The sequence below is a fragment of the Pseudomonas vranovensis genome, from assembly GCF_040438935.1.
Classification (GTDB): domain Bacteria; phylum Pseudomonadota; class Gammaproteobacteria; order Pseudomonadales; family Pseudomonadaceae; genus Aquipseudomonas; species Aquipseudomonas vranovensis.
This window is the reverse complement of sequence record NZ_CP159259.1, coordinates 1350908-1377135: the sequence shown is the minus strand read 5'-3', so window position 1 is coordinate 1377135 and position 26228 is coordinate 1350908. Positions and strand designations below refer to the sequence as shown.

The following is a 26228-nucleotide window of genomic DNA, read 5'->3' as shown; positions in this document are numbered from 1 at the left end:
CCACCCGCTCTTTGTAATATTTGGCAACATCATAACCCCTAATCGGGGGAGGATCGCACACCCTCGGGGACTGCCTCCTAGCGCTTCGTCGAGGGAATGCGATTATCGGGCCGCGCGCGCTCCAGCTTGATGGCGATGAACTTGGACGTCGGCGTGTAGGTTCGGTCACCGTAGCTTTCCAGCGGCACCAGCGGGTTGGTTTCTGGGTAGTAGGCCGCCGCCTGCCCCTCGGGAATGTCGTAGGCCACCAGGGTAAAGCCGCTGACCCGACGCTCGCGGCCATCCGCCCAAAGCGAGACCAGGTCTACCTTCTGGTTCGGCGTGAAGCCCAGGCGGCGGATGTCCTGCTCATTGGCGAACACCACTTCACGCAGGCCGAACACTCCGCGATAGCGATCATCCAGACCGTACAAAGTGGTGTTGTACTGATCGTGGGAGCGCAGGGTCTGGAGGATCAGGTCGGGCTTGTCGCCGCGTGCCAGCACCGCATCATTGACCAATTGCGCAGGCAACGCGCTTGGGCTGAATTGCGCCTTGCCCGATTCCGTCTGCCACTGCCGCTCCGCCGCAGCGTTACTCAGGTGAAAGCCACCCGGGTGCTGCAAGCGCGCATTGAAATCTTCGAAGCCCGGCAGGGTGTCGGCGATCAGGTCGCGGATACGACTGTAGTCGGCCACGGTCCAGTCCCAGTCGATCGGCCGGTCACCCAGGGTGGCCTTGGCCATGCCGGCTACGATCCACGGCTCGGAACGCAGCAACGGCGAGTGCGGCTTCAACTGGCCATAGGACACATGCACCATGCTGAAAGTGTCCTCCACGGTGACACCCTGTGGACCTTCGGCCTGCACATCGATTTCGGTACGGCCCAGGCAAGGCAAGATCAACGCATCACGCCCAGTGACCAGGTGCGAACGATTGAGCTTGGTGGCGATGTGTACCGTCAGCTCGCAGTTGCGCAACGCCGCGTGGGTACGCGGGGTGTCGGGGGTGGCCTGGGCAAAGTTGCCGCCCAGGGCAATGAATACCTTGGAGCGTTTTTCCTCCATGGCCTGGATCGCCAGCACGGCGTTGTGCCCGTGCTCGCGCGGCACCTTGAATTCGAATCGCTGCTCCAGCGCGCCAAGCAACCAGGTGGGCGGCTTCTCGTCGATGCCCATGGTGCGGTCGCCCTGGACGTTGCTGTGACCGCGCACCGGCGAAAGACCTGCGCCCGGCTTGCCGACATTGCCGCGCAACAATTGCAGGTTGATGATTTCCTGCACGGTCGGCACCGAATGGCGGTGCTGCGTCACCCCCATCGCCCAGCACATGATCACCCGCTCGGCACGCCGGTACATGCGTGCCGCCAGCTCGAGTTCGGCCAGGCTCAGACCCGACTGCTCGACAATGTGCGACCAGGTGGTGGCATCGAGTTCCGCCAGGTAGGCGTCCAGGCCCGAGGTGTGCTCGGCAATGAAGGCGTGATCGAACACCGCCGGTTCACCATTGGCCTGGGCTTCGCGCTCCCACTTGAGCAGGAACTTGGCGATACCGCGCATCACCGCCATGTCACCGCCCAGGGCTGGGCGAAAGTAAGCCGTGTTGGTTGGCCGTGAGCCGTTGCTGAGCATTTCCAATGGATGCTGCGGGTGCTGGAAACGTTCCAGGCCTCGCTCTTTCAGGGGGTTGAAGCACACCACCTGGGCGCCGCGTTTGACCGCCTCTCGCAAGGGCTCCAGCATCCGCGGGTGGTTGGTGCCCGGATTCTGGCCGATGACAAAGATCGCATCGGCTTGTTCCAGGTCGTGATACACCACGGTGCCTTTGCCAACCCCGAGGGCCTCGCCCATCCCTACCCCACTGGCCTCATGGCACATGTTCGAGCAGTCGGGAAAATTGTTGGTGCCGAAGGCCCGCACGAACAGCTGGTACAAAAACGCCGCTTCGTTACTGGCCCTGCCCGAGGTGTAGAACTCGGCCTGGTCGGGTGAGTCCAGCGCATCAAGGTGGCGGGCGATCAACGCGAACGCCTCCTCCCACGAAGTCTCCACATAGTGGTCAGTGGCCGCATCGAAGCGCATCGGATGCGTGAGTCGTCCCTGGTATTCGAGCCAATAGTCGGTCTGGTCGGCCAGGGCGCTGACGCTGTAGCGGGCGAAAAAGCCCGGGGCGACAGAGCGCCCGGTAGACTCCCAGTTAACCGCCTTGGCGCCGTTCTCGCAGAACTTGACCATATCGCTTTCAGGCGATTCGCCCCAGGCGCAACCGGGGCAGTCGAAACCGCCGTTCTGGTTGGTCTTGAGCATGGCCCGCAGATTCTTGAACGCGTTGTCACTGCCCAGCCAGCTCTTGGTCACGCTTTTGAGCGCGCCCCAGCCGGCGGCCGGGCCATTATAGTTTTTGATGTGTTCGTCTTGACTCATCAGGATATTCCTCGATGTGCACGCAGCGGTTTGAACAATCTCAAGACAAAGCGCCGCCGTCCGGCATCATTAACGGGTGTTATTCAACTAACAGTCAGTTGCACACCGGCCACGCTTCAAGTTGTTCTACCGCTCCAGCCTATTGACCCTCTTCTGGCACGTCCAATCGAAAGTAATGACAGGATGATCAAGGATCTCTATCAAGCCACAACCAGCAAAATACGGGCCCTCCAGCCGTGATAGAGGGTACTTATCGGTTGGTCATTAAAAGCAATTTGACGCACCTTCCCGTGCTACCTATGCTCGACACAAGTTGGGAGAGTTATTTAATTAACGTTCAAAGAATGCGTTCACCACCACGACCCAATTGGCAATTAAAAAGAGGTAATGGCAACCGTGAATGCAACGGACAAGACACTGGTCGACGGCTTCAATCGAAAGATTGATTACCTGCGCATGTCGGTCACCGACCGTTGCGACTTTCGATGTGTCTATTGCATGGCCGAAGACATGCAGTTCCTGCCGCGCCAGCAAATCCTCAGCCTTGAAGAGCTGTACCAGGTGGCTGAACGCTTCGTTGCCCTGGGCACCCGCAAGATCCGCCTTACCGGCGGTGAACCACTGGTGCGCAGCGGCATCGTCGGGCTGTGTGCCCGCATCGCCGCCCTGCCGGGCCTGCGCGAGCTGTGCATGACCAGCAACGGCTCGCAACTGGGACGCCTGGCCGGGCCGCTGTTCGATGCCGGCCTTTCACGCCTGAACATCAGCCTGGACAGCCTCGACGCCCAACGCTTCAAGGCCCTGACCCGCACGGGCGACCTGGAACAAGTGATCGCCGGCATCGACGCCGCGCGCGCCGCCGGCTTTCGTCGCACCAAGCTCAACTGCGTGGTGCTCAAGGGCCGCAACGATGGCGAAGTCAATGATCTGGTGCGCTTTGCCATCGATCGCGAGCTGGATATTTCCTTCATTGAAGAAATGCCCCTGGGCGTCATCAGCGAACACCAGCGCAGCGAGTCCTACTGCTCAAGTGATGAGGTGCGCCAGCGTATCGGCGAGCAGTTCACCCTGATCGAATCGGCTGAATCCACCCAAGGCCCTTCGCGCTACTGGCGCCTGGCCGAGGCGCCGCAGATCCGCATCGGGTTCATATCGCCCCACAGCCACAACTTCTGCGCCACCTGCAACCGGGTGCGGCTGACCGTCGAAGGGCGCTTGCTGCTGTGCCTGGGCAATGAGCATGCCAGCGACCTCAAGCACGTACTGCGTGCTCACCCTGGCGACAGCACCCGCCTGGACCAGGCCATTTGCAACGCCATGGCCCTCAAGCCCTATCGCCATCACTTCGACGTCAATGGCGATGTACAGATCCTGCGCTTCATGAACATGACCGGCGGCTGAGTGCTGCCGCCGCCGATAGGACCTCCATGATCGTTCACCCCAAGCCCAACCTGCTCAACGTCCTGATCAGCCTCAAAGGCTCCATCGCCAAACGCATCGCCCGGCGCACCTTTATGGTCACAGCGCTCGCCTCATTGATTGTGCTGATCGAAAACCTGCACCCCGCGTTGTTTTCCAAGGTCAATGCCACACCCTTCACCCTGCTCGGCCTTTCGCTGTCGATCTTCATGAGCTTTCGCAACAACGCCTGCTACGACCGCTGGTGGGAGGGTCGTAAAGCCTGGGGGCTGGTGATCATTGAAGTGCGCTCGTTCATCCGCGAGAGCTGCGTGATTGCCGACGCCACGTTGCGCGAGCGACTGCTGCTGGGCCTGTGCGGCTACGCCCATGCGCTCAATGCGCGGTTGCGTGGTGAAGACGAACTCAAAGCGGTGCGCAACTGGGTGCCGGACGTACACACCCTGGCCGAACACAACATCAGCGACGCCATCCTGCAAGACACCGGCAGCACCTGCTCGCGCCTGGCAGAAGAACACACCATCAGCGAATGGCGCTACATGACCCTGGAGCAGCGCCTGCGCGGGTTGTCCGAAGCCCAGGCCGTGTGCGAGCGGATCAAGAGCACACCACTGCCCTTCCCTTACACCCTGCTGCTGCACCGCACCATCTACATGTTCTGTGTACTGTTGCCGTTTGCCATGGCCCAACCGCTGGGTTGGCTGGCACCGATTTTCACCGCGATCGTCAGCTACACCTTCTTTGGTCTGGACGCCATCAGCGACGAACTTGAAGACCCGTTCGGCCGTGAAGAAAACGACCTGCCCACCGATGCCATGGTACGCACCATCGAGCGCGAAATACTGACCGCGATCGGCCGTACGGACCTGCCCGCACCGTTGCAGCCGGTGGATTTTGTGCTCACCTGATCAATGCCTGAGGGGGCTGGTTTGCCGCTCGAACGGCGCCTGGACTGCGACCGATTCGCGGCTGATCGCAGCCTCGTGCCTCGGCAGCGATTAAGGTTGCAGGCCAAACCCGTAGCCGCTGGCGATAGCCTGCAATCGGCTGCGCAGCGGTCGCCCGGGCCTACGCCAGCAAACTGGCAAACGGGATGAAGTCGAGCGAATCGCCTGCCTTGAACGTGGTACCCACCGGCACCTCAAGCAGTCCATCCGCCCAGGTAGCACTGAGCAAGGTCCCCGAGCTCTGGTTCGGCTGCAACACCGCTCGACCCTGCTCGATACTGACCCGCAGGTACTCCTGACGTCGTCCCGCCCTGGGCCAGTCAAACCCGCAGACCACCGGCAAGCGCATCTGTTCGACCCGGGTACGCCCCATGCGACGCAGGATGTAAGGCCGGGCTAGCATCAGGAAGGTCACCAGCGACGAGCCCGGATTACCCGGCAATCCAATGAACGGTACGCCGTTGAAATGAGCGAAGGTAAACGGCTTGCCTGGCTTGATCGCCAATTTCCACATCAGCACCTCGCCCGCTTCGCGCAACAGTGATCCGATGCAATCGGCATCCCCTACCGACACACCACCACTGCTGATGATCAAATCGGCGTTGCCTGCCCGTTCAAGGGCTGCGCGTATCAATGCCAGCTCGTCATTGACCTTGCCCAGGTCGATGACGTCACAGCCCATGCGCTGCAACAACGACTGCAATACCACACGGTTGCTGTCGTGGATCTGTCCCGGGGCCGGTACCTCGCCCTCGCCCACCAGTTCGTTACCCGTGGACAGCAAGGCGACCTTGAGACTGCGCACAACCGATACGCGATAGATACCCTGGCACGCCAGCACCCCCAGGGCGATCGGACTCAACACCGTACCCTTGCCCAGCAGCAACTGACCGACAGCGGTCTCGCTGCCTTGCTGGCGAATGTTGGCGCCCTCGCGCAGAGTACCTTGCACGGCAATCCGACCGTCCTCCAGTACTGTGCAGTTTTCCTGCATCTGCACGCAGTTGGCGCCTTGGGGGATCGGCGCCCCGGTGAAGATGCGCGCACAGGTGCCCGGTGCCAGCGGCTCACCCGCCTGACCGGCAAATACGGTCTGGGAAACGGGCAAGGGAAAACCAATGGCATCGACCAGGTTGAAGGCGTAGCCATCCATGGCACTGTTCGACCAGGCTGGCGCATCGACAATCGCTACCACGTCACCGGCCAGCACACGACCCTCGGCATCGGCCAGGCCCAGCGTCTCGACCGCGTCGAGCGGGGCACGCTCTGCCAGCGTCAGCAGTTGGCCCAGCGCATCGTCAACCGCCAGTAGCGCAGGTGTATTCATTGGCGCGACTCACACAGTTGGCCAGGTTTCAGATGGGCGACAAAGTTGCAGGGCCGGTGACGGGCATCGAGCTGCTCGGCAAGAATCCCCTCCCAGGCGGTACGACAAGCGCCGGTGGAGCCCGGCACGCAGCACACCAGCGTACCGTTGGCCAGGCCCGCCAGGGCGCGGGACTGTACAGTGGAGGTGCCGATATCCAGGATCGACAGGGCACGGAACAATTCGCCAAAGCCCTCGATATGTTTGTCGAGCAGGCACGCGACCGCCTCGGGCGTGCTATCGCGGGCGGTAAAGCCGGTGCCACCGGTCACCAGCACCACTTGCACCTGCTCGTCGGCAATCCAGGTCGCCACCTGGGCGCGGATCTTGTAGATGTCGTCCTTGACCAGGGCACGCGCCACCAGGCGATGGCCCATCTCCACTGCGCGGGTGGCCAGCAGTTCACCGGAGGTATCGGTCTGGAAGGTGCGTGTATCACTGACCGTCAGTACGGCAATGTTGAGCGGCACAAAGACCGCGTCCAGTTTCACACTCATATCGGTAGGCTCACCAAGGTTCATTATCTACGGGCAAACTAGTGGCTGACGCCTGGGTCGTCCAATCGACAGTTCCCAACACCCCATCGACCTCATCTATTGGCAACGCACCGCTCTGGGCCGGGCTTGATCGACCTCACCTATCAGCCGTTCACGATTTCTCATTGGACGAATATCAGTGCCATCGGTAACACTGGATATTCGCTTCAGATCAATTGCCGGGCCGTGCCATGGACATCAAACAACTCAAGTTTCTCATCGCCCTGGACCAGACCCGCCACTTCGGCCAGGCCGCCGCCCTGTGCCACGTCACCCAGCCTACCCTGTCGATGCGCCTGCGCAACCTTGAAGATGAGCTGGACCTGGTGCTGGTGACCCGCGGCCAACGCTTTGAAGGCTTCACTGAAGCCGGTGAGCGTATCCTCGCCTGGGCCCGCACCCTGCTGGCCGCCTACGACGGCTTGCAGGCCGAAGCCGCCAGTTGTCGCGGGCAGATCGTCGGCAGCCTGCGCCTGGGCATGGTGCCACTGTCGAGCATCAACCCCATGAGTTTTCTCACCCCACTGGCCCAGCGTTACCCCGAGTTGCAGTTCCAGCTCTCGTCCCTGAGCTCGGAGCAGGTCATCGATGGCTTGAGCCGCAACCAGCTCGACCTTGGAATCTGCTATCTGGACCAGATCAACACCGCCTACTTCGAGGTGATTGAACTGGGCTCCACCAGCATGGGCCTGCTGTACGACACCCGCCACTTCCAGTTCGACCAGCCCGAGCTACCGTGGGACCAGATCAGCGACCTGCCCTTGGGGATGCTCTCCAAGGGCATGCACTATCGCCAGTCGGTAGACCTGAGCTTTCGCAGCCGGGGCCTGTACCCCAAACCAGTACTGGAGAGCGACTCCACTTACCAGTTGATCCAGGCGATCTGCACCGGCATCTGCTGCGCCATCATGCCGCTCAACTGCGGGCTGGACGACCTGAGCGAACACATCCGCATCGTGCCGATTGCCAGTGCCAGCGTGCATGCGCCCATCGGCCTGTTGCTGCGCCGCAGCGAACCGCGCTCGGCCCTGGCGGAAAAATGCTTTGCCGAGGTCAAGGCCCTGCTCGATAGGCCATGACGACAAGCGCCCGGATCAGGGCGTACGCTGCGCCAGGTCTTCGAGCAAGTCGGCCGAAGGCACGAAAAACAGCCCCCCGGTGACCGCCGTACTGAAATCCAGCAGGCGGTCATAGTTGCCCTCGGGGTTGCCGACGAACATGTTCTCGAGCATCCGTTCGATGGGCACCGGGGAGCGCGCGTAACCGATGAAATAAGTGCCGAACTCACCGGCACCAGGGCGTCCGAAAGGCATGTTGTCGCGCAGGATCTTCAACTCCTCGCCGTTGCTGTCGGTGATGACGGTCAAGGCACTGTGCGAGCAACTCGGCTTCACCGACTCGTCCAGTTCGATATCCGACAGTTTGGTGCGCCCGATAACCCGCTCCTGGGCCTCGACCGACAACGCATTCCACGCCGTCATGTTGTGCAGGTACTTCTGCACCAGCACATAGCTGCCCGCCCTGAACGCCGGATCTTCATCGCCAATCAAGGTAGAGGCCTCGGCCTTGCGCCCTTCCGGGTTTTCGGTGCCATCGACAAAACCGATGATGCTGCGCATGTCGAAGTAGCGAAAGCCCTGCACCTCGTCGACCACCGTGACCGCATCGCCCAGTGCCTGCATCAACTGGGTGGCCAGTTCGAAGCACAGGTCCATGTGTTCGGCGCGAATGTGCAGCAACAGGTCACCTGGCGTCGCCAGGGCACGGCGTGCTGGCGGGCCGAACTCACGAAAGCCATGGAGGTTTGCCGGACGTGGCTGACCGAACAGGCGATCCCAGGCGCTGTCAGCAAAGCCACAGACACACGACAGGTTGCCGCCCTGCGAGCGCTTGCCCACCGAGCGGGTCAGCCCGGCGACGTCGGCGCACCAGCCGCGTACCTGTTCGGCTGCCGCCTCGCCGGGGTTGAGGGTGACAACGAGGTAGATCGCGCTGCGGGTGATGGGACTGCAGACGGCTTGGGGTTCGGGCATCGATTCAGGCATGGAGGTGAATACTGTGAGGCTGAAAACCTGCAGCCTAGCAGAGCTGCAATGTTTCGACACATTCACTTGACCGTAATTGTATATACATGCTCATATCTGCTGGCGTCGCCGCCCCGCGTCCGGCCGGTGACCCGACCGCTCGACAACAACAATATGCGGAGATCCACAGCAATGACCCAGGCCAGCGCCCCGCGCAGCAAGCCCTTGATCGAGCGCCGCTCGATTGACTACATCCCGGAGAATGAACGGCACGGACGCCTCTACAGCCAGTTCACCCTGTGGCTGGGTGCCAACCTGCAGATCACTGCCATCGTCACCGGGGCCTTGGCCGTGGTGCTGGGCGGCGATGTGTTCTGGTCGTTGATCGGCTTGCTGATCGGCCAACTGGCCGGCGGCGCGGTCATGGCCCTGCATGCAGCCCAAGGCCCCAAGCTGGGCCTGCCGCAGATGATTTCCAGCCGCGTGCAGTTCGGTGTCTATGGCGCGGCCATCCCGATTGCCCTGGTGTGCCTGATGTACCTGGGCTTCACCGCCACCGGCACGGTGCTCTCCGGCCAGGCCATCGGCCAGTTGCTGAGCGTCAGCGACAGTACCGGGATCCTGATCTTCGCCGCGGTCATCGTCCTCGCCACGGTGTCCGGCTACCGCGTGATCCACTGGATCGGGCGCATCGCCAGCGTGTTGGGGATCATCGCCTTCGTCTACCTGTTCAGCCGCATCATGGCCATTGCCGACATCAGCCAGTTGCTGGAAAACCGCCACTTCACCTGGGCCTCGTTCTTGCTCGCGGTGTCGCTGTCGGCGTCCTGGCAGATCGCCTTCGGTCCTTATGTGGCGGACTACTCCCGCTACCTGCCAAGCAGCACCTCCTCGTTCAAGACCTTCCTCGCCGCCGGCCTGGGTTCGGTGATCGGCGCCCAGGCGTCGATGGTCCTCGGGGTGTTCGCCGCCGCCATTGCCAACGGCCAGTTTTCCGGGCGTGAAGTGGCCTACATCGTGGGCCTGGGGGGCACCGGTGCCACCGCTGCACTGCTGTACTTCAGCATCGCTTTCGGCAAGGTGACCATTTCCACCCTCAACTCCTACGGCAGCTTCATGTGCATCGCCACTATCATCAGTGGCTTTCGCGGGCACATCGACGTCAGCCGCCGCCAGCGCCTGCTGTTCGTGCTCGCCATTGTCGGTGCCTCGACGGTGGTTGCCTTGCTCGGCCAACACTCGTTCCTCAGCGCCTTCAAGTCGTTCATCCTGTTCCTGCTGACCTTCTTTGTGCCCTGGAGCGCGGTCAACCTGGTGGACTACTACTTCATCACCAAGGAACGCTACGACGTACCGGCGCTGGCCGATCCCAAAGGCCGCTACGGACGCTGGAACATGTCCGGCATCATCGTCTACACCCTCGGTGTGCTGGTGCAGATGCCGTTCATTTCCACCAAGCTCTACACCGGCCCGATGGTCGCCTACCTGGGCGACGTCGATGTGTCGTGGATCATCGGCCTGGTCGTACCGAGCGTGCTCTACTACCTGGTCGCCCGTGGCAAGGCCGCCCAGGCACCGGCGCGGATGATCCTGCCAGATGCCGTCCGTTCCTGAGCCGAGCCCTTCGGTTACCCACCGCCCTGGCGGTGGGTAACCACCGTTCGGCGCCCCAATCATTAACGACATATTTCTATGCTGTAATTGATCTTGTAGGCCACTTCACCCCTCGAGGGTACTGCCATGAAGATCAAACTGCCCGTTGTGCTGCTGCTTGCAGCCTTGTGTACGCTCCCCGCCCTCAGCACCACCGCACAAACCACCTCGTCCCCCGCCGACTCGGCCACCTTGACCACCCGCCTGGCCCTGCGTGATCTGTGGGTGGAGCATATTTTCTGGATTCGCAATTACGCCCTGGCCAACCAGCTGGGTGATCGCCAGCAAGCCGAAGTCGCCAGCCAGGAGGTGGTCAGCAACGCTACCGCCATCGCCAACAGCATTGCCCCGCTCTACGGCCAGCCTGCCGCAGATCAGCTGTTGAAACTGCTTGGCGGGCACTGGGGGGCGGTCAAGCACTACAGTGATGCCAGCGTCAGCCAGTCGGCCAGCGGCAAACAAGCGGCCGTGGCCGAGCTTTCCAGCAACGCCAAGGCCTTGGCCAAATTCCTCGCCACTGCCAACCCCAACCTGCCGGAATCGACGCTCAACACCCTGCTCGCCGCCCATGGTGGGCACCATGTCGCCCAGATCGACGAATTCGGCAAGAAGGACTACAAGACAGAAGCCGTCACCTGGAAACACATGCGCGAACATATCCTGGGGCTGGCCGATGCCTTGACGGCGGCATTGGTCAAACAGTTCCCGAACAAGTTCTGAGCGAGGTCAACCAATGTTCGAAGGCTTGGGACGCACCCAGCAGGATCTGCTCTCGGCACTGTTGTACAAGCCCGCCGGCATGAGCATTGAAGAACTGGCCGGCCAGCTGGCAGTCACCCGCACGGCTGTGCGTCAGCACCTATCGGCGCTGGAGCGTGATGACCTGGTGACGCGCGGTGAACTGCGCGCCACCGGTCGGCGCCCCGAGCAGTTGTATCAACTCAGCCGCCAAGGCCAGGAGCTGTTCCCGCGCCACTACCACCTGCTGGCGAATCTGCTGATTGGCGAGGTCGCCAGCTTGATCGGCGAAGAGGCATTGATTGGTCTGATGCGCAGCCTGGGCGAAAAAATCGCCCGTGACCTGAGCGCAACCCGGCTGGACGAAGCACAGATTGCTGCCCGCATGAAGGAGGTTGGCTACGAAGCCGAAGTGTTTTTCCGCTCAGGGGGCCCTGTGCAGATCGTCGCCCACAACTGCGTGTTCCATCAGTTGGCCGAGGCTCACCCGCAAATCTGTGAGCTCGACCTGGCGCTGATTGGCAGTCTGGGAGGTGGGCAGGTGCAGCACCTGGAATGCATGCTGCGCGGAGGACAGGTGTGTCGTTTTCAATTGTTGCGCGACGCCTCATAGCTTGGCGATCGACACCTCGGTGGATTTGACGAAGGCAATCACCTCACTGCCCACCCGCAATTCCAGCTCATGCACCGAACGGGTGGTGATCACCGAGGTGACGATTCCGGCGGAGGTCTGCACGTCGATCTCCGAAACCACCGGTCCTTCTATGATCTCCTTGACCGTGCCCTTGAACTGATTGCGTACGTTGATCGCCTTGATGGTCATATGCTGCTTCCTCGTTCTGGATGCACTGCCGCGCAGTGCTTGAGGTGGAGAGTGCGCTGCACCGATTAAAATTAAAAAGAATAAATACTTACTTAGTAAGATCGTTTAGAAATATAAAAAACGACATAACTAAAGATCTATAAGTTATTTATTTTAGATTTTTTAGATCATTTAGCATCACTGTATCTCTCCGAGCCCCAGTGAGCGCACCTTGCATATCGCCCCCTCAACCCCATTGCAGACAGCCCGGGCCCTGGCCAGCGAGTTTGCCCGCACCGTCGTCGAACGTGACCGCCAGGGCGGTACGCCCAAGGCAGAGCGCGATGCCATACGTCGCAGCGGCCTGCTGGCCCTGAGCATTCCCCGCGAGTTCGGCGGTCTGGGTGGCAGTTGGGCGCAAACCTTCGAGGTGGTGCGCGAATTTGCCCGAGTCGACAGCTCCCTGGCCCATGTCTTCGGCTTTCATCACCTGATGCTCGCCACCGTGCGCCTGTTCGCCACACCCGCGCAGTGGCAGCCCTGGTTCGAGCTCACCGCCCGCAAGCACTGGTTCTGGGGCAACGCTCTGAACCCGCTGGACACCCGCACCGTGGTCAAAGACCACGGCAGCTATCGCGAATTTTCCGGCAAGAAGAGCTTCTGCTCCGGCGCCAGCGACTCGCAAATGCTGATCGCTTCAGCCGTGGATGAAGCCGCCGGCGGCAAGCTGCTGATCGCCGCCATTCCCAGCGGCCGCAGCGGCATCACCCTGCATAACGATTGGCACAACATGGGCCAGCGCCAGACCGACAGCGGCAGTGCCACCTTCGAGCGGGTGCGGGTGGAGGAAAGCGACCTGTTGCTCGACCCTGGTCCCCTGAGCACGCCCTTTGCCTGCCTGAGGCCGTTGATTGCCCAGTTGCATTTCGCCCATGTCTTTCTCGGCATTGCCGAAGGCGCTTTCGAAGAAGCACGTCACTACGCCCTGACGGAGTCGCGGCGCTGGTTCAAGTCCCCGGTCGAGCAGGTGCATGAGGACCCATATGTACTCAATCACTTCGGTGACTTCTGGGTGCGTCTGCAGGGTGCGCGGGGCCTGGTGCAACAAGCCACCGCAGCGCTGGACGACGCCTGGAGCAAAGGCCCGGCGCTTACCGCCGAGCAACGCGGGCGCCTGGCAGTGACCATCGCCACCGCCAAGGTCGCCGCCAGCCGCGACGGCCTGGAAATTTGCAGCAAGGTCTTCGAAGTCACCGGTGCCCGTGCCACCCAGGCCTCGGTAGGGCTCGACCGCCACTGGCGCAACCTGCGTACCCAGAGCCTGCACGACCCGCTGGACTACAAGCTGCACGAACTCGGTGAGTGGGCCCTGAACGGGCAACTGCCGACTCCGACCTTCTACTCATAGTGTGACCGCCATGCAATTGTTGACCCTCCCGCCCTCACCGGCCCTGGCCACCTCGATCCGCGCCACGGCGCAGGTGTTCGAAGACCCCAAGTCACAGGCCCTGCTCGCGCACCTGCAACAGGTCGCCCCCAGTGAAGCCAGCGTACTGATCATCGGCGAGACCGGAACCGGCAAAGAGCTGGTGGCCCGCCACATCCACAACCTCAGTGGTCGGCGCGACAAGCCCTTTGTCGCAGTCAACTGTGGCGCGTTCTCCGAGTCGCTGGTAGAAGCCGAGCTGTTCGGTCATGAAAAAGGCGCCTTCACCGGCGCCCTGGGTGCCAAGGCCGGGTGGTTCGAGGAAGCCAATGGCGGCACCCTGTTCCTCGATGAGATTGGCGACTTGCCCATGGCCATCCAGGTCAAATTGCTGCGGGTATTGCAAGAACGCGAAGTGGTGCGCCTGGGGTCGCGCAAAAGTATCCCCATCGATGTACGGGTGCTGGCGGCTACCAACGTACAACTGGAAAAAGCCATCAACGCCGGGCATTTTCGCGAAGACCTCTACTACCGCCTGGACGTTGTCAGCCTGGAGCTGGTGCCTCTGCGCGAGCGGCCTGGCGACATCCTGCCGCTGGTGCGCCACTTCATCCAGGCCTACAGCCAGCGCCTGGGCTATGGCGCGGTGAGCCTGAGCAGCGAGGCCGAAGCCAGGCTGCGCAGCTATGGCTGGCCGGGCAATATCCGCGAGTTGGAGAACGTGATTCACCATACGCTGTTGATCTGCCGCGACGGTGTGATCCGCCAGCAGGACCTGCGCCTGTCGAACCTGCGCATCGAACGCGCCGACGACAACGGCGACTGCGACGACTCGGCCGACGGGTTGCTTGAGCGCGCCTTCCAGAAGCTCTTCGAGCAAGCGCCTGGTGCGTTGCATGAGAAAGTCGATGATGCGTTACTGCGCGCAGCCTACCGCTTCAGTCATTACAACCAGGTCCACACCGCCAACCTGCTCGGGCTTAGCCGCAACATCACCCGTAGCCGGTTGATCAAGATCGGTGAACTGGCGGTGAACCGGCGGCGGCCGGCCGAGACTGTTCAGGGAGAGCGCGTGCTGAACCTCTCCATCTGAACCAGGTACGACCTGAACTGGGCGCACTTCATGTAGGAACGGGCTTGCCCCGCGAGAGGCCGTCACAGAACTCACCATTCCGCCAGCCACACCGCATCGCGGGGCAAGCCCGCTCCCACCGAGGAACATCTCACCCGCCGGCGAAGGTGAGCGGCGGCTGAACCGGGTACGCGCCTATCGGTAGACATCCCGCCCCGCCTCCGGCGCCAAGTGTCGGAACACCAGCGCCGACGCCATGCACACCACTGCGCACACGCCCATCACCGTGGCGATATCCCCCACCCCTACCTGTTGCTCAGCCTTGAGGCTCATCAACACGCCCAATAACGAAGCCGCAATGCCCACCGACACGCTCATGGTCAATTGCACCGTGGCCGCCGACAGGCTGCTGGCCCTGCTGTGCAACCGCGCCGGCACATCGGCATAGGTCAGTCCGCCCATGGCACTGAACTGCAGGGAACGGATCAGCCCGCTGCAGAACAACACCAGCACCACCAGCCAGTAGGGCGTATCCAGGTCGAAGCGAGCGCAGGCCAGCAGGCTCAGCCCCGTCATTACCGCGTTGAGGCTCAAGGTTCGGCGAAACCCCAGGCGCCGCACGATCCGTACCGCCAGCAGTTTCACCACAAACGCCCCCACCCCGCCGGTAAAGGTCAACAGCCCCGCCTGTAACGGGCTCAGGCCAAAGCACAGTTGAAACAGCAGCACCATCAGAAAAGGCTGCGCCGCCGTGCCCAGGCGAAACAGGTTTCCACCCCAGTAGCTGAGGGCAAAGCTGCGCACCCGCAGCGGCGAAAAATCCAGCAAGGGCTGCGCACACCGCCGGGCATGGCGTACATACAGCAACGCCGCCAACGCCCCGAGCACCAGCAGTACCGCCACCCACCGACGCGCCAGCAAGCCGTGGCCCAACGCCTCGAATCCGAACACCAACGCCCCCAGGGCGACGCTGCTGAGCAGCAACCCGCGCCCATCCAGCGGCCGATCACTGGCGCCCGGGTAATCCGGGATGTGTCGCAGTACCAGGTAGATCCCCAGCACCCCGATGGGCAGGTTGACCAGGAAGATCCACTGCCAGGACAGCAACGTCACCATCAAGCCGCCCAGCGGTGGCCCGAGCATCGGCCCGATCAGGGGTGGAATGGTCAGGTACGACATGTTGCGCAGCAGGTCCTCACGCGGTGACCAGCGCAACAGGATCATCATCCCCACCGGCACCATCATCGCCCCGGCCGCCCCCTGGCACAGCCGCGCCAGGCACAGCTGCAGCAACGAGCCGGCCAGCGCGCAGGCCAGCGACGACAGGGTGAACAGCACCATCGCCAACACGAACAAGCGCCGTGGCCCGAAGCGGTCGGCAGCCCAGCCACTGACCGGCACCGCCAGGGCCGCGGCCAGCAGGTACAGCGACACCACCAGGTTCATTCGCACACTGGGCACGCCGAGTTCGACGCCCATCTGCGGCAAGGCGGTCATCACCACAGTGGCGTCGATCAGCTCCATCAACAACGCACACCCAATAATGACCGGCACCCGCCGAGACGTATTGGCGACCGGCGGGGTCAGGAGCGGCGCCTGCAGCGCGCCCAAGTCAGAACAACCCCGAGGTCGGCGGTGGCGTGTCGGTCAAGTACCAGGCCCCCACAGCCGCCGCCTTCCAATGACGCGGGTTGTGGTTGGCCACGGTGCGGGCATTGCGCCAGTGGCGGTCGAGGTTATGGCTACGCCCGGTGGTCGAGGCGCCGCCGACATCGAACAACAGCTCTGCGGCCTTGAGCGCCGACTCGGCGGCAATGTACTGCGCCTGGGCGACATCGATGGCGGCCTGATCGACCAGCGCCGGATCAAGGTCGGCGGCCCAGGCCCGGTCGATAGAGGCTGCGGCGCGCAGCACCACCGCTTCGACAGCGAAGGCCCGGGCCGCGATATCGCCGACGCTGTGTTGCACATACGGATCATCGACCGAGCGCGTGGCGCTGCTGTGCTTGATCGGGCGGGCATGCTCGCGGGCAAAGCGGGTGGCATCGTTCAGGGCATTGCGGGCGATACCTGCCTGCACCGTGGCCAGGAACAACTGCAGGAAGGGCGTGACGATGGTGCGTTTGCCCTCCTCCACGGTGCGCGTACGAATCTCGTCGGCATACACCCGTACATCGTTGAGCCGGGTGGTACCACTGGCCGTCAGGCGCTGGCCCATCGCGTCGAAATCGTCCAGCAGCTCAAGGCCCTGGCGATCACGGGGCAACACGAAAGAAACCGGCTGGTCGTCTTCATCCAGGGCCACGGCACTGACCCAGTCTGCATACAGGGAGCCGGTGCTGTAGTACTTGCTGCCACTGGCCCGGTAGTGCTCGCCATCGCGAACGATGCGCGCACTGATCGCGCCGTTGACCCCGCCCACTTCCCAACCGGCGTTGCCCAGCACCGCACCGTCCAGGTAACGGGCGAACCAGCGCTGGCGCTCCACCTCGGCGCCCTCGGCACGGGACGCCAGCAGCCCTTCGACAAAACCGAAGCCGGGGCGCAATGCCTGGGCGACGTTGGAGTCCACCGAAGCGATGCGCAGCAGCAGGCCGATCACATCGCTGACGCTGCCTCCCGGCCCGCCGTGGGCTTCAGGAATGCGGCAGGTGTAAAGCCCGGCCTCGGCGATCTGACGCACCGCCTCATAGGGCAACCGGCGTTCGCGTTCACGTTGTGCAGCGCCTGCGCCAATCAGCGGCAGCAGGTTCTCGGTGTTGCCCTTGAGGTCGTCCAGGTGACGGCGTTGGGGTACTGCAAGTAAGCCAGGCATAAAGCATCCTTGTACAAATCGGGCGAGTCAGATCGCCAGGCGGAGAAATTCAAAACGGGTGCACCGGCCGCTTTCCAGGTGCGGGATGGCATCGAGCAAGGCACGGGTATAGGGGTGTTGCGGGCGGTCGAAAACATCGCGCACCGGGCCGCTTTCCACCGCCACGCCGTCCTTCATCACCAGCACATGGTCGCTGACATGGTTGATCACCCCCAGGTCGTGGGAGATGAACAGGCACGCCAGGCCCAGTCGCTGCTTGAGGTCGTCGAGCAGCTCGAGAATCTGCGCCTGCACCGACACATCCAGGGCTGAAACCGGCTCGTCGCACACCAGCATCTGCGGCTGCGCCGCCAGCGCCCGGGCAATGGCGATGCGCTGTCGCTGGCCGCCGGACAGCTCGATCGGGCGACGCTCCAGCAGGCCCGCATCAAGGCGTACCAGGTCCAGCAGTTCCAGCGCTCGGGTGCGCCAGCTGGCGCGCAGGTGCCCGGCCACTTCCAGCGCCTCAAACAGCACCCGCTGCACGGTGTAGCGTGGATCGAAGGAGCTCAGCGGGTCCTGGAACACCACCTGGATGCTGCGCCGCAGCTGGCGTTTTTCACCATCGCCAAGGCTCAGCCAGGGCCGGCCCTTGATCTGGATATCACCGCCATCGGGGGGTTCCAGGCCGAGGATCATTCGGGTCAGGGTGGTCTTGCCCGAGCCCGACTCACCGACGATCCCCAGGGTGCGGCCCTTGTGCAGTTGCAGCGAGACGCCATCGACCACCGTGCGCAGTTGCCCGTCCGGGCCCTTGAAGGCTTTGCTCAGGCCCTGCACCTGCAACAGTGGCGCAGCGGTTTCGACCGGCGCCTGGCTAACCGCGGCCAGCGCGGGCAACTGGGGCCGGCGAAAATGCACGGCAGCACCCGCCTTGAGCAGGTACTGGGTGTAGGGGTGCTGCGGGGCCTGCAGCACCGCTTCGACGCTGCCCTGCTCGACGATCACCCCGTTGTGCATCACCGCCACCCGATTGGCCAGGCGCGAAACCACCGCCAGGTCATGGCTGACGATCAGCATGGCGGTGCTGTCGCCACGCAGCGATTCAAGCAGGTCCAGCACCTGGGCCTGCACGGTGGCATCCAGCGCCGTAGTGGGCTCGTCGGCGATCAGCAGGCGCGGGTTGCAGGCAATGGCCGAGGCGATCAATGCCCGTTGGCGCAACCCACCCGACAACTGCCAGGGATACTGCCGCGCCCGCAGTTCAGGCGACGGCACGCCCACCAGGCGCAGCAGTTCCAGCACCCGTGCCTGGCGCTGCTCACGGTTCAATGCGCCGTGCAGTTGCAGGGGTTCTTCGATTTCCTTGCCCACCGGCCGCAAGGGATCGAGCGAGCCCAGGGCGTCCTGCATGACAAAACCGATCTGCGCGCCGCGCACCTGGCGCCAGGCGCGCTCCGAGAACGCACGCAGATCCTGCCCGGCAAACGCCAGGCGACTGGCCTGAACCTGGGCATGGGCGCCGGTGAGCCCGGCCAGGGTGCGCGAGGTGACGCTCTTGCCCGAGCCGGACTCGCCCACCAATGCCAGGCACTCCCCGGCCTGCAGGTTGAAGCTGATGCCCTTGAGCACCGGCGCGCCGTTTGCAAAGCGCACCTGCAGGTCGCGCACATCAATCAAGGGTTCCAGCGGTTTGATGCTCGCGTTCATGAGCGTTTACCTTCGTTGCGGCGCAGCAGTTCGCGGCCGATGGCAGTGATCGAAACCACGGTGAGGGTGATCGCCAGGGCCGGCCAGGTCGCCAGCCACCAGGCGTTGGCCAGGTAATTGCGGCCAATGGCGAGCATGCCGCCCCACTCCGGCTCGGGCGGCGGCGCGCCAAAGCCGAGGAAGCTCAGGGCGGCGCCGGCGACGATAGTGCTGCCGATGCCGATGGTGGCCAGGATCAGGATCGGCTTGATGGCGTTGGGCAGCACGTGCCGCCAGATCACCTGACGCCGTGCCAGGCCCAGGGTAGTGGCCGCTTCCACATAGCCGGCACCGCGCACCACCAGGGTTTGCGCACGCACCAGGCGGGCATAGCGCGGCACACTTGCGACACCCACGGCGATGATAGTGTTGACGGCGCCCTGACCGAAAAAGGTGATGATCACCAGTGCCAGCAGCAGGTCGGGAAACGCCAGCAGCACGTCCACCAGGCGCATCACGGCACCATCCACCCAGCGCGGTCCGAGCCCCGCTGCCAGCCCCATCACGGTCCCCAGTACAAGGCCCAGGGCGGTGGCGCTCAGGCCCAGCACCAGCGAGGGGCGCACCGCGTACACCAGCCGCGCAAGAATGTCGCGGCCGTTCTCGTCGGTACCCAGCCAATGCAGGCTGCTCGGAGGCTGGAACGCCTGGCGCGCGCTGGCCTCCAGCGGGTCGGCCGACACCAGCCAGCCTGGCGCCAGCGCGGCCGCCAGCAGCAGCGCGACGAACAGCGCCGCCAGCACCAGGCCCGGGCGCACAGCCAGTTGTTGCAGCTGTCGACGCCGTCTGCCAAAGCGCGCCTGGGCCTGGATCAGCCCGGCACTGGGCAACACCGCGGCAGTTGAATTGAGCGGCGCCATCGGCCACCTCCAGTCACAAAGGGTTGGGATTCAAGGCGCCGGGTTGGGGACCTGGCGGTGGATCTGTTCGATGCGCGCCAGCGTCTCCTGGTCGAGCTTCACATCCAGCGCATCGAGGTTGTCGGCCAGTTGCACAAGGCTGGTCTGCCCGGTCAGGGCGCTGCTGACAAAGGGCTGGTTGATGACAAAAGCCAGGGCCAACTGCGCCGGGCTCAGCGCCAGTTCGGCGGCCAGGGCCACGTAGGCGGCAATGGCCTGGTGGGCGCCGGGGCTGTCGTAGCGATTGAAGGTGCGGTACACCGACGACAGCCGCGAGCCCTCGGGCAAGGCGCCGTTGAGGTACTTACCGGTCAGGGCACCGAAAGCCAGCGGCGAGTAGGCCAGCAGGCCGAGGTTTTCACGCTGGCTGAACTCCGAAAGGCCACCCTCGTACAGGCGATTGAGCAGGCTGTAGGGGTTCTGGATGCTGACAATGCGCGGCAGGTCCTGCTCGCGGGCCTGGCGCAGGAACTCGGCCACGCCCCAGGGCGTTTCGTTGGACACACCGATATGGCGGATCTTGCCCGCCTTCACCTGCTCTGCCAGCACCTGAAGTGTTTCGCCGATGCTCACAGTCTGGGCGTCGTCGGCCACATAGGGATATTCGCGCTGGCCAAAAATATTGGTGGTGCGGTCCGGCCAGTGCAGTTGGTAGAGGTCCAGGTATTCGGTTCGCAGGCGCTTGAGGCTGCCGTCCAGGGCCGCGACAATGTTGGCGCGGTCGTGGCGCGTACGCCCTTGGCGGATATGCGCGCCCGCCCCCGGCTGGCGTGCCGGGCCGATGATCTTGCTGGCCAGTACCACCTCATTGCGCCGCCCGGTTTTGGCCAGCCAACTACCGATGAAGCGCTCGGTGCTGCCCCAGGTTTCGGCGTGGGTTGGCGTGGGGTACATCTCGGCGGTGTCGATCAGGTTGATGCCGGCAGCCAGGGCCGCATCGAGCTGCTGGTGGGCGTGGCTTTCGCTGTTCTGGTGGCCCCAGGTCATGGTGCCAAGGCCGAGGATGCTGACCTGGATGTCGCTGTTGCCGAGTGTGCGTTTGATCATGGTGAGTCCGTGTGCGATAGGAGAATTCAGACAGCCGCGGCTGCCCGTTGGTATTGGCTGGCCGGGTACGGCAGGCCCAGGTGGTCACGCAGGGTGCTGCCCTGGTAGTCGTGGCGGAACACACCGCGCTTTTGCAGCAGCGGCACCACCTCGTCGACAAACGCCTCGACACCGGAAGGGAACATGTCGGGCATGATGTTGAAGCCGTCGGCGGCACCGGCACGGAACCAGTGCTCCAGGGTGTCGGCGACCTGCTCCGGGGTGCCGACCATCAGCCGGTGGCCTACCAGAATCCGCCGCGACAGCTCGCGAATGGTCAGGTTCTCCCGGCGCGCGAGGTTCAACTGGGCTTCGAGAAACCCATGGGAGCCGCGCTCGAAGGCATTGACCGGGCCAATGCGCTCCCACGGCAAGGGCGCGTCCAGTTGCAGCTCGCTGACCGCCAGCCCTACCCGCGCCGCCACCTGGTTGATCAGCCCTTCTTCGCCGTAATAGGCATTCAACTCATCGAAGCGCGCATGGGCCTCGGCCTCGGTGCTGCCGATCACCGTCGACAGCCCCGGCATGATCTTCAGGTGCTCGGGGTTGCGCCCCCACTGACGAGCGCGCTGCTTCATCTCCTGGTAGAACGCCAGGCCATCGACCAGGGTGGTCTGGGTGGTGAAGATTGCATCGGCATAGCGCGAGCCCAGGGCCTTGCCGCCCTCGGATGAACCGGCCTGCACCAGCACTGGCCGGCCCTGGGGCGAGCGCGGCAGGTTCAGCGGCCCCTTGACCGAGAAGTGCTGGCCGACAAAGTCGATGGCATGGACCTTGGACGGGTCGGCAAAGCGCCCGTCACGGGCATCGCCGATCACCGCATCGTCTTCCCAGCTGTCCCACAGTTTGAGCGTCACGTCGATGAACTCGTCGGCCCGGGCATAGCGGTCGACGTGACGCGGTGCCCCGGCCAGACCGAAGTTCTGCGCGGCGGCGTCGCCGGCGTTGGTGACCACGTTCCAGGCCGCGCGCCCGCCACTGATATGGTCGAGCGAGCTGAAGCGCCGGGCCAGGTTGAATGGGTCGTTGTAGCTGCTCGATGCCGTGGCGATCACGCCGATGTGCTGCGTCGCCAGGGCCACGGCGGTGAGCAGTACAGTCGGCTCCAGACGCCCGGCGGGCTGCTGGGCGATGTCACCGACCAGCGCCGGGCCATCGGCAAGGAAGATCGCATCGAGTTTGCCGCGTTCGGCGATGCGGGCGATGTTGCGGTAATACTCGACATCCAGGTAGGCATCGGCGGCCACCTCAGCCTTGCGCCAGGCCCCGGCGTGGGCGCCGAAGCCGAGGATATTCATACCGATGCTCATCTGTGCGGTGGACTGGCTCATGGCAACTCCAAAGTGAGGGGTTTCAAACGGCACTGGCTTCATCGCGGGCACCGGTATCCTGCTGCGCGGCATGCAATGCACGCCAGGCCGCACCCGGGCTGATGCCGTTCAGGTAGTAGTTGCCCAGTGCCTGCTCGCGGTACATCGCCGGATTGTGCGAGGCCAGGGTGCGGGCATTGCGCCAGTGACGGTCCAGGCGCCGGGCCTGGCTAGTGGCCGAGGCTCCGCCTGCCTCGAACAGCAAGGTGGTGGCTTCCAGCACTTGCTCCAGCACGATCTGCTGGGCCTGAAAGGTGCGGATGTCGGCCTCCACGTAATGGGCTTCGGTGACCGAACCGCTCTGCTCGGCTTCGTGTACCTGCTGCAGCACCTGGGCCACGTCCAGCACCAGGGCTTGCGCGGCATAGGCCAGGCTCGACAGGCGGCCGATCACCCGTTGCACCAGCGGATCATCCTTGGGGCTGGACTGCCCGGGAATGCCGAAGGCGCGGGTGCGGCCCTGCACGAACGCGGTGGCATCGCGCTGCACGGCGCGGGCTATACCGGCCAGGGTGGCCAGGTGGAACAGCTGGTAGAACGCCGAAAGGTACGACTCGGCGCGCAACTCGCCCGGTTTGAAGCGGCGCAATACCTGCTCCGGCGCCACCGCCACTTGATTGAAGCGGGTGGTGCCGCTGCCGCTCAGGCGCTGGCCAAAGCCGTCCCAGTCGTCTTCCAGGCGCACGCCAGGGGCCGAGGTCGAGACCACCACGCTGACAAAGTCCTTGTCGTCCACCGCCACCGCTGCCAGCCAATCGGCGTAGATGGCGCCGGTGCAGTAGTACTTCTCGCCATCCAGCAACCAGCCGGCTTCAGGCGCTGCGGGGTCGGCCGGGCTGAGCAGCACCGAGTTGCCGGTGGTGTCGGTGCGCTCGGCCATGGCCGCGCCCCACAGCTGCCCGGCCGCCACCTTGGTCAGCCAGTACTGCCGGGAATCGGCATCGTCACTGGAGAGCCGGCCTTCGACAAAGCCGAAGTGGGCACGGAAGATCTGCGGCAGGTTGGAATCTGCTTCGGCCAGATCGATCAGCAAGCGAAACAGCACCGGCAGGCTGACGTGCGAGCCGCCCTGGGCCAGGGGCACGCGTAGCGCACCAAAGCCCGCCTGGCGCAACCAGGTCACGGGGTCGTGAGCCAGCTGACGCTGCTGTTCGCGTTCGACCGCGCCTTGGCCAATACGGCTGAACAGCGGGGCAAAGCGTGCCAGCAGTTGCGGGTAATCCAGGCCGGCGCTGCTGGCGGCCTGTGGGGTGTGCGGTTGATGAGCAGTCATGGTGAGTCCTTGATGCGGGTTCATACCCGAGTGCTACGGGGGTCGACCCAATGGTTGATCAGGTCGACGACAAAGTTGACGACCACATAAATGGCCGCCGCCAGCAGGGTGATGCCCAGCAGCAACGGCATGTCCTTGCTCAGGGCGGCGTCGAGCATCAGCCGGCCGATGCCCTGGCGGGCAAACAACATTTCGATGATCACTGCGCCGCCCAGGAGGCTTGCGAAAACAAACCCCGACAGCGTCACCAGCGACACCAGGGCATGACGCAGCGCGTGCTTGAGACGCACGCCAGTCTCGGACATGCCCCGGGCCCGGGCCATGGCGATGAAGGGTTGTTCGAGGATGTCCTCAAGCGCCTGGCGCAGCACCTGGGTCAGCACCGCCGCAATCGGCAAGGCCAGTGCCAGGCTGGGCAAGATCAACGCCTGCCAGCTGCCGGAGCCCGAGGGCGGCAACAGGTGCCAACCAAATGAAAACAGCAACAACAACAGGATGCCGATCACGAACGATGGCGCCGACGACAGCACCAGCTCCGTGCCGGACACCAGCGAACGCACCCAACGCGGCCGGTTGGCGCTGAGCACCGCGCACACCAGCGCCAGCAGCACCGACACCAGCGCCGCGGCCAGCGACAGCTGCACGGTGGCGCCCAGTTGCCCGCCGATCACTTGCAGCACCGGCATGCGCAACCGGTACGACTCGCCCAGATCGCCCTGGGCCAAGCGCCCCAGGTATTGGCCGTACTGCACCAGCAGCGGCTGGTCCAGACCATATTCGGTGCGCACCTGGGCAATCAGCTCGGCACTGGGCATCGCCTCGGGGCCGCCAAGAATCGCCAGCGCCGGGTCGCCAGCACTGAGGTTGATGGCCAGGAAGGTCAGGGTTGCTGCGCCCCAGAGCACGCCGACACCGGCCGCAAGGCGCCAGAAAATACGCTGCAGGGTGTTCATAGGCCCTCCTGGTCGAGCCAGACGCTGGTGAAAAACGGGGTGTTGTGCGAGGTGTCGAAAATCAAGCCCTTGACCGCTTTGCGGTAAGCCAGCAGCACATGGCTCTCGAACACCGGTACCGCCGGAATGGTGTATGCCAGACGTTCCTGGGCGGTGCGGTAGAGCCCGGCCAGCTCAGCCGGGTCGGTAGTGCGCCGGGCCGCGCTGAGCACCCGGTCAAGTTCGGTGTCGCGAAAACGTCCGGCGTTCTGGCCGATCAACTTGGCCGTGCTGATCGCCTGGCTGTGGTAGAGAATGAACAGCCCGTCCGGTGTATTGGTGTGCCAGTAGCCGCCGCCGATCAGCTGGAAATCGCTGGCGTAGCGGCGCTGGGTGACTTGTGCCAGCGGCAGCAGGTCGATGTCGATTTCCAGGCCGATCTTTTTCAGGTCCGACTGGATGGCCACGGCGATGCTGCTGGGGTAGGCGGCGGTCTCGTAGGTGAGCAGGTGCGCGGCCAGGCGCTGGCCGTTCCTGACCCGATAACCCTGGGCATCGCGTTGCTGCCAGCCAGCCTGGTCGAGTATGCGGTTGGCCTCGTTCACGTCGTAGGCCAGTGCATCCTTGAACGCCGGGTCGTAGTAGCGGGTGTTGGCCGCGAGAAAATCACCCTTGGCCAAGTACTCGCCAAAGCCGGTGATCCACGCCAGGCCTTCGCGGTCGATGGCCTTGGCCACGGCCCGACGCACGTCGACGTCATCAAAGGGAAAGCGCTCGACGTTGAAGGTCAGGCTGCGAAACGGGTTGGCCTTGCGGATGCGGCTGCGCAGTTCGAGCGCGGGGTTGCTGCGAATCGCCCGGGCGTTCTGGGTCGGGGCATCGACGGTGAAGTCCGACTGGCCCGACTCCAGGGTACTGAAGCGGATCATCGGCTCAGGGACGATACTCAGCTCCAGGCGGTCCAGGTAGGCCTCGCCCTGGTGACGGGTCACGGCCGGCGCCCAGTTGTAGCCCTTGCGCTTGACGAAGTTAGCGCCCTGGTCACGGGTGTAGCTTTCCAGTACGAAGGGCCCGGAGCCGATCGGGTGCTCGGCGATGCTCTTGGGTGCTTCGAGAATCTGGCGGGGCGAAATCATGCTCAGCCAGGATTGCGCCAGCACATCGAGAAACGGCGAATAGGGCTCGCGCAGGTGCGCCTCGAAGGTGTACTCATCGATGATGCGCCCGTCCACATAGGGAGCAATGTAGGCCGCCGCCAGCGGCGACTTGGTGGCCGGGTCGCGCATGTGCTCAAGGTTGACCTGCAATGCGCGGGCGTTGAATTTCTCGCCGTCGCTGAAGGTCACGTCGTCACGCAGGTGAAAGGTGTAGGTCTTGCCGTCGGCCGAAATATCCCAGGCCTTGGCCAGCCACGGCGAGATGTTGCCCTGCTCGTCCTGGTACAACAGGCAGTCGAACAGGATGCGCCCCAGCCACTGCACATTGCCGTGGGAAATCGAGTGTACATCCAGGGTGGTGGTGTCCGAGGCGGTCGATACCCGCAGGGTGCCGCCGGACTTGCCCGGTGTGGCCTCGAAATAATCCTGGGCGGCATAGCTCAGGGTACCGTTGCTGAACGTACCATCGATTGCGCTGGTAGCGCCCTGCCCCGCGTCACCCGCAGGCTCGCAGGCCGCCAGGGCCAGCAGCGCGCCGAGCGCGCCCAGCCGTGTGAATACACTCATGTGGTTCTCCCGCGGG

The 26228-nt window shown here is 63.8% G+C and carries 22 protein-coding genes; 8 read left to right on the top strand and 14 right to left on the bottom strand.

Annotation, left to right across the window (positions count from 1 at the left end; genetic code table 11):
• Positions 1–77: 77 nt before the first annotated feature.
• Entirely contained in the window at positions 78–2402 is a 2325-nt protein-coding gene (locus ABVN19_RS06445) for an FdhF/YdeP family oxidoreductase (RefSeq protein ID WP_105641774.1), read from the bottom strand.
• 387 nt (positions 2403–2789) lie between these two features.
• Between ABVN19_RS06445 and moaA the strand changes: the two genes are divergently transcribed.
• Positions 2790–3803: a GTP 3',8-cyclase MoaA gene (gene moaA, locus ABVN19_RS06440; protein WP_036989300.1), complete on the top strand. Its 1014-nt coding sequence runs from the start codon at positions 2790–2792 to the stop codon at positions 3801–3803.
• A 26-nt stretch (positions 3804–3829) separates the two neighbouring features.
• Entirely contained in the window at positions 3830–4729 is a 900-nt protein-coding gene (locus ABVN19_RS06435; protein WP_105641775.1) for a bestrophin family protein, read from the top strand.
• Between the two features lie 160 nt (positions 4730–4889).
• On the opposite strand, the gene glp is transcribed toward ABVN19_RS06435, so the two are convergent.
• Both glp and moaB read right to left on the bottom strand, forming a co-directional pair.
• Complete coding sequence (glp, locus tag ABVN19_RS06430) at positions 4890–6095, bottom strand: gephyrin-like molybdotransferase Glp (RefSeq protein ID WP_105641776.1); 1206 nt, start codon at positions 6093–6095, stop codon at positions 4890–4892.
• Positions 6092–6631: a molybdenum cofactor biosynthesis protein B gene (gene moaB, locus ABVN19_RS06425; RefSeq protein WP_028941743.1), complete on the bottom strand. Its 540-nt coding sequence runs from the start codon at positions 6629–6631 to the stop codon at positions 6092–6094. Before moaB ends, glp begins: the two co-directional genes overlap by 4 nt.
• A 230-nt stretch (positions 6632–6861) precedes the next feature.
• On the opposite strand from moaB, the gene ABVN19_RS06420 reads away from it, so the two are divergent.
• The gene (locus ABVN19_RS06420) at positions 6862–7749 is read left to right on the top strand and encodes a LysR family transcriptional regulator (RefSeq protein WP_028941742.1); all 888 of its coding nucleotides are present in this window, start codon (positions 6862–6864) and stop codon (positions 7747–7749) included.
• Positions 7750–7764: 15 nt separating this feature from the next.
• On the opposite strand, the gene ABVN19_RS06415 is transcribed toward ABVN19_RS06420, so the two are convergent.
• Positions 7765–8715, bottom strand: a complete 951-nt coding sequence (locus ABVN19_RS06415; protein WP_028941741.1) for a Dyp-type peroxidase — start codon at positions 8713–8715, stop codon at positions 7765–7767.
• Positions 8716–8886: 171 nt separating this feature from the next.
• Between ABVN19_RS06415 and ABVN19_RS06410 the strand changes: the two genes are divergently transcribed.
• The 3 genes from ABVN19_RS06410 (at position 8887) to ABVN19_RS06400 (ending at position 11698) form a co-directional block, all read left to right on the top strand.
• Positions 8887–10308, top strand: a complete 1422-nt coding sequence (locus ABVN19_RS06410) for a cytosine permease (protein ID WP_105641777.1) — start codon at positions 8887–8889, stop codon at positions 10306–10308.
• Between the two features lie 126 nt (positions 10309–10434).
• Positions 10435–11067, top strand: coding sequence for a hypothetical protein (locus tag ABVN19_RS06405; protein WP_105641778.1), 633 nt, complete (start codon positions 10435–10437; stop codon positions 11065–11067).
• 13 nt (positions 11068–11080) lie between these two features.
• A complete protein-coding gene (locus ABVN19_RS06400) occupies positions 11081–11698 on the top strand; it encodes an HTH domain-containing protein (protein ID WP_028941738.1) in 618 nt (205 codons plus the stop codon).
• Here ABVN19_RS06400 and ABVN19_RS06395 read toward each other — a convergent pair.
• A complete protein-coding gene (locus tag ABVN19_RS06395) occupies positions 11693–11908 on the bottom strand; it encodes a TOBE domain-containing protein (RefSeq protein WP_010227092.1) in 216 nt (71 codons plus the stop codon). The genes ABVN19_RS06400 and ABVN19_RS06395 overlap by 6 nt on opposite strands.
• 211 nt (positions 11909–12119) lie before the next feature.
• Between ABVN19_RS06395 and ABVN19_RS06390 the strand changes: the two genes are divergently transcribed.
• Both ABVN19_RS06390 and ABVN19_RS06385 read left to right on the top strand, forming a co-directional pair.
• Positions 12120–13295 carry an acyl-CoA dehydrogenase family protein gene (locus tag ABVN19_RS06390; RefSeq protein ID WP_028941737.1) on the top strand — a complete coding sequence of 392 codons (1176 nt, stop codon included), beginning with the start codon at positions 12120–12122 and terminating at the stop codon, positions 13293–13295.
• A gap of 10 nt (positions 13296–13305) precedes the next feature.
• On the top strand, positions 13306–14406 hold the full coding sequence (locus ABVN19_RS06385; RefSeq protein WP_105641779.1) for a sigma-54 dependent transcriptional regulator: 1101 nt from the start codon (positions 13306–13308) through the stop codon (positions 14404–14406).
• A gap of 174 nt (positions 14407–14580) precedes the next feature.
• Here the strand turns inward: ABVN19_RS06385 and ABVN19_RS06380 are convergent, their stop codons facing one another.
• The 9 genes from ABVN19_RS06380 to ABVN19_RS06340 all read right to left on the bottom strand — a co-directional run bounded on the left by ABVN19_RS06380 (position 14581) and on the right by ABVN19_RS06340 (position 26212).
• Positions 14581–15909, bottom strand: a complete 1329-nt coding sequence (locus tag ABVN19_RS06380; RefSeq protein ID WP_167332082.1) for an MFS transporter — start codon at positions 15907–15909, stop codon at positions 14581–14583.
• A gap of 88 nt (positions 15910–15997) precedes the next feature.
• Positions 15998–17200, bottom strand: coding sequence for an acyl-CoA dehydrogenase family protein (locus ABVN19_RS06375; RefSeq protein ID WP_105641780.1), 1203 nt, complete (start codon positions 17198–17200; stop codon positions 15998–16000).
• Between the two features lie 27 nt (positions 17201–17227).
• On the bottom strand, positions 17228–18889 hold the full coding sequence (locus tag ABVN19_RS06370) for an ABC transporter ATP-binding protein (protein WP_105641781.1): 1662 nt from the start codon (positions 18887–18889) through the stop codon (positions 17228–17230).
• Entirely contained in the window at positions 18886–19788 is a 903-nt protein-coding gene (locus ABVN19_RS06365; RefSeq protein ID WP_105641782.1) for an ABC transporter permease, read from the bottom strand. Before ABVN19_RS06365 ends, ABVN19_RS06370 begins: the two co-directional genes overlap by 4 nt.
• 30 nt (positions 19789–19818) lie before the next feature.
• Positions 19819–20874 (bottom strand): NADP(H)-dependent aldo-keto reductase, encoded by a 1056-nt coding sequence (locus tag ABVN19_RS06360; RefSeq protein ID WP_028941731.1) that lies wholly within the window; start codon positions 20872–20874, stop codon positions 19819–19821.
• Between the two features lie 26 nt (positions 20875–20900).
• The gene (locus ABVN19_RS06355; RefSeq protein WP_028941730.1) at positions 20901–22244 is read right to left on the bottom strand and encodes an LLM class flavin-dependent oxidoreductase; all 1344 of its coding nucleotides are present in this window, start codon (positions 22242–22244) and stop codon (positions 20901–20903) included.
• Between the two features lie 22 nt (positions 22245–22266).
• Complete coding sequence (locus ABVN19_RS06350; RefSeq protein ID WP_105641783.1) at positions 22267–23556, bottom strand: acyl-CoA dehydrogenase; 1290 nt, start codon at positions 23554–23556, stop codon at positions 22267–22269.
• Between the two features lie 20 nt (positions 23557–23576).
• A complete protein-coding gene (locus ABVN19_RS06345; RefSeq protein WP_028941728.1) occupies positions 23577–24509 on the bottom strand; it encodes an ABC transporter permease in 933 nt (310 codons plus the stop codon).
• Positions 24506–26212 (bottom strand): ABC transporter substrate-binding protein, encoded by a 1707-nt coding sequence (locus ABVN19_RS06340; RefSeq protein WP_028941727.1) that lies wholly within the window; start codon positions 26210–26212, stop codon positions 24506–24508. Before ABVN19_RS06340 ends, ABVN19_RS06345 begins: the two co-directional genes overlap by 4 nt.
• Between the last annotated feature and the right edge of the window lie 16 nt (positions 26213–26228).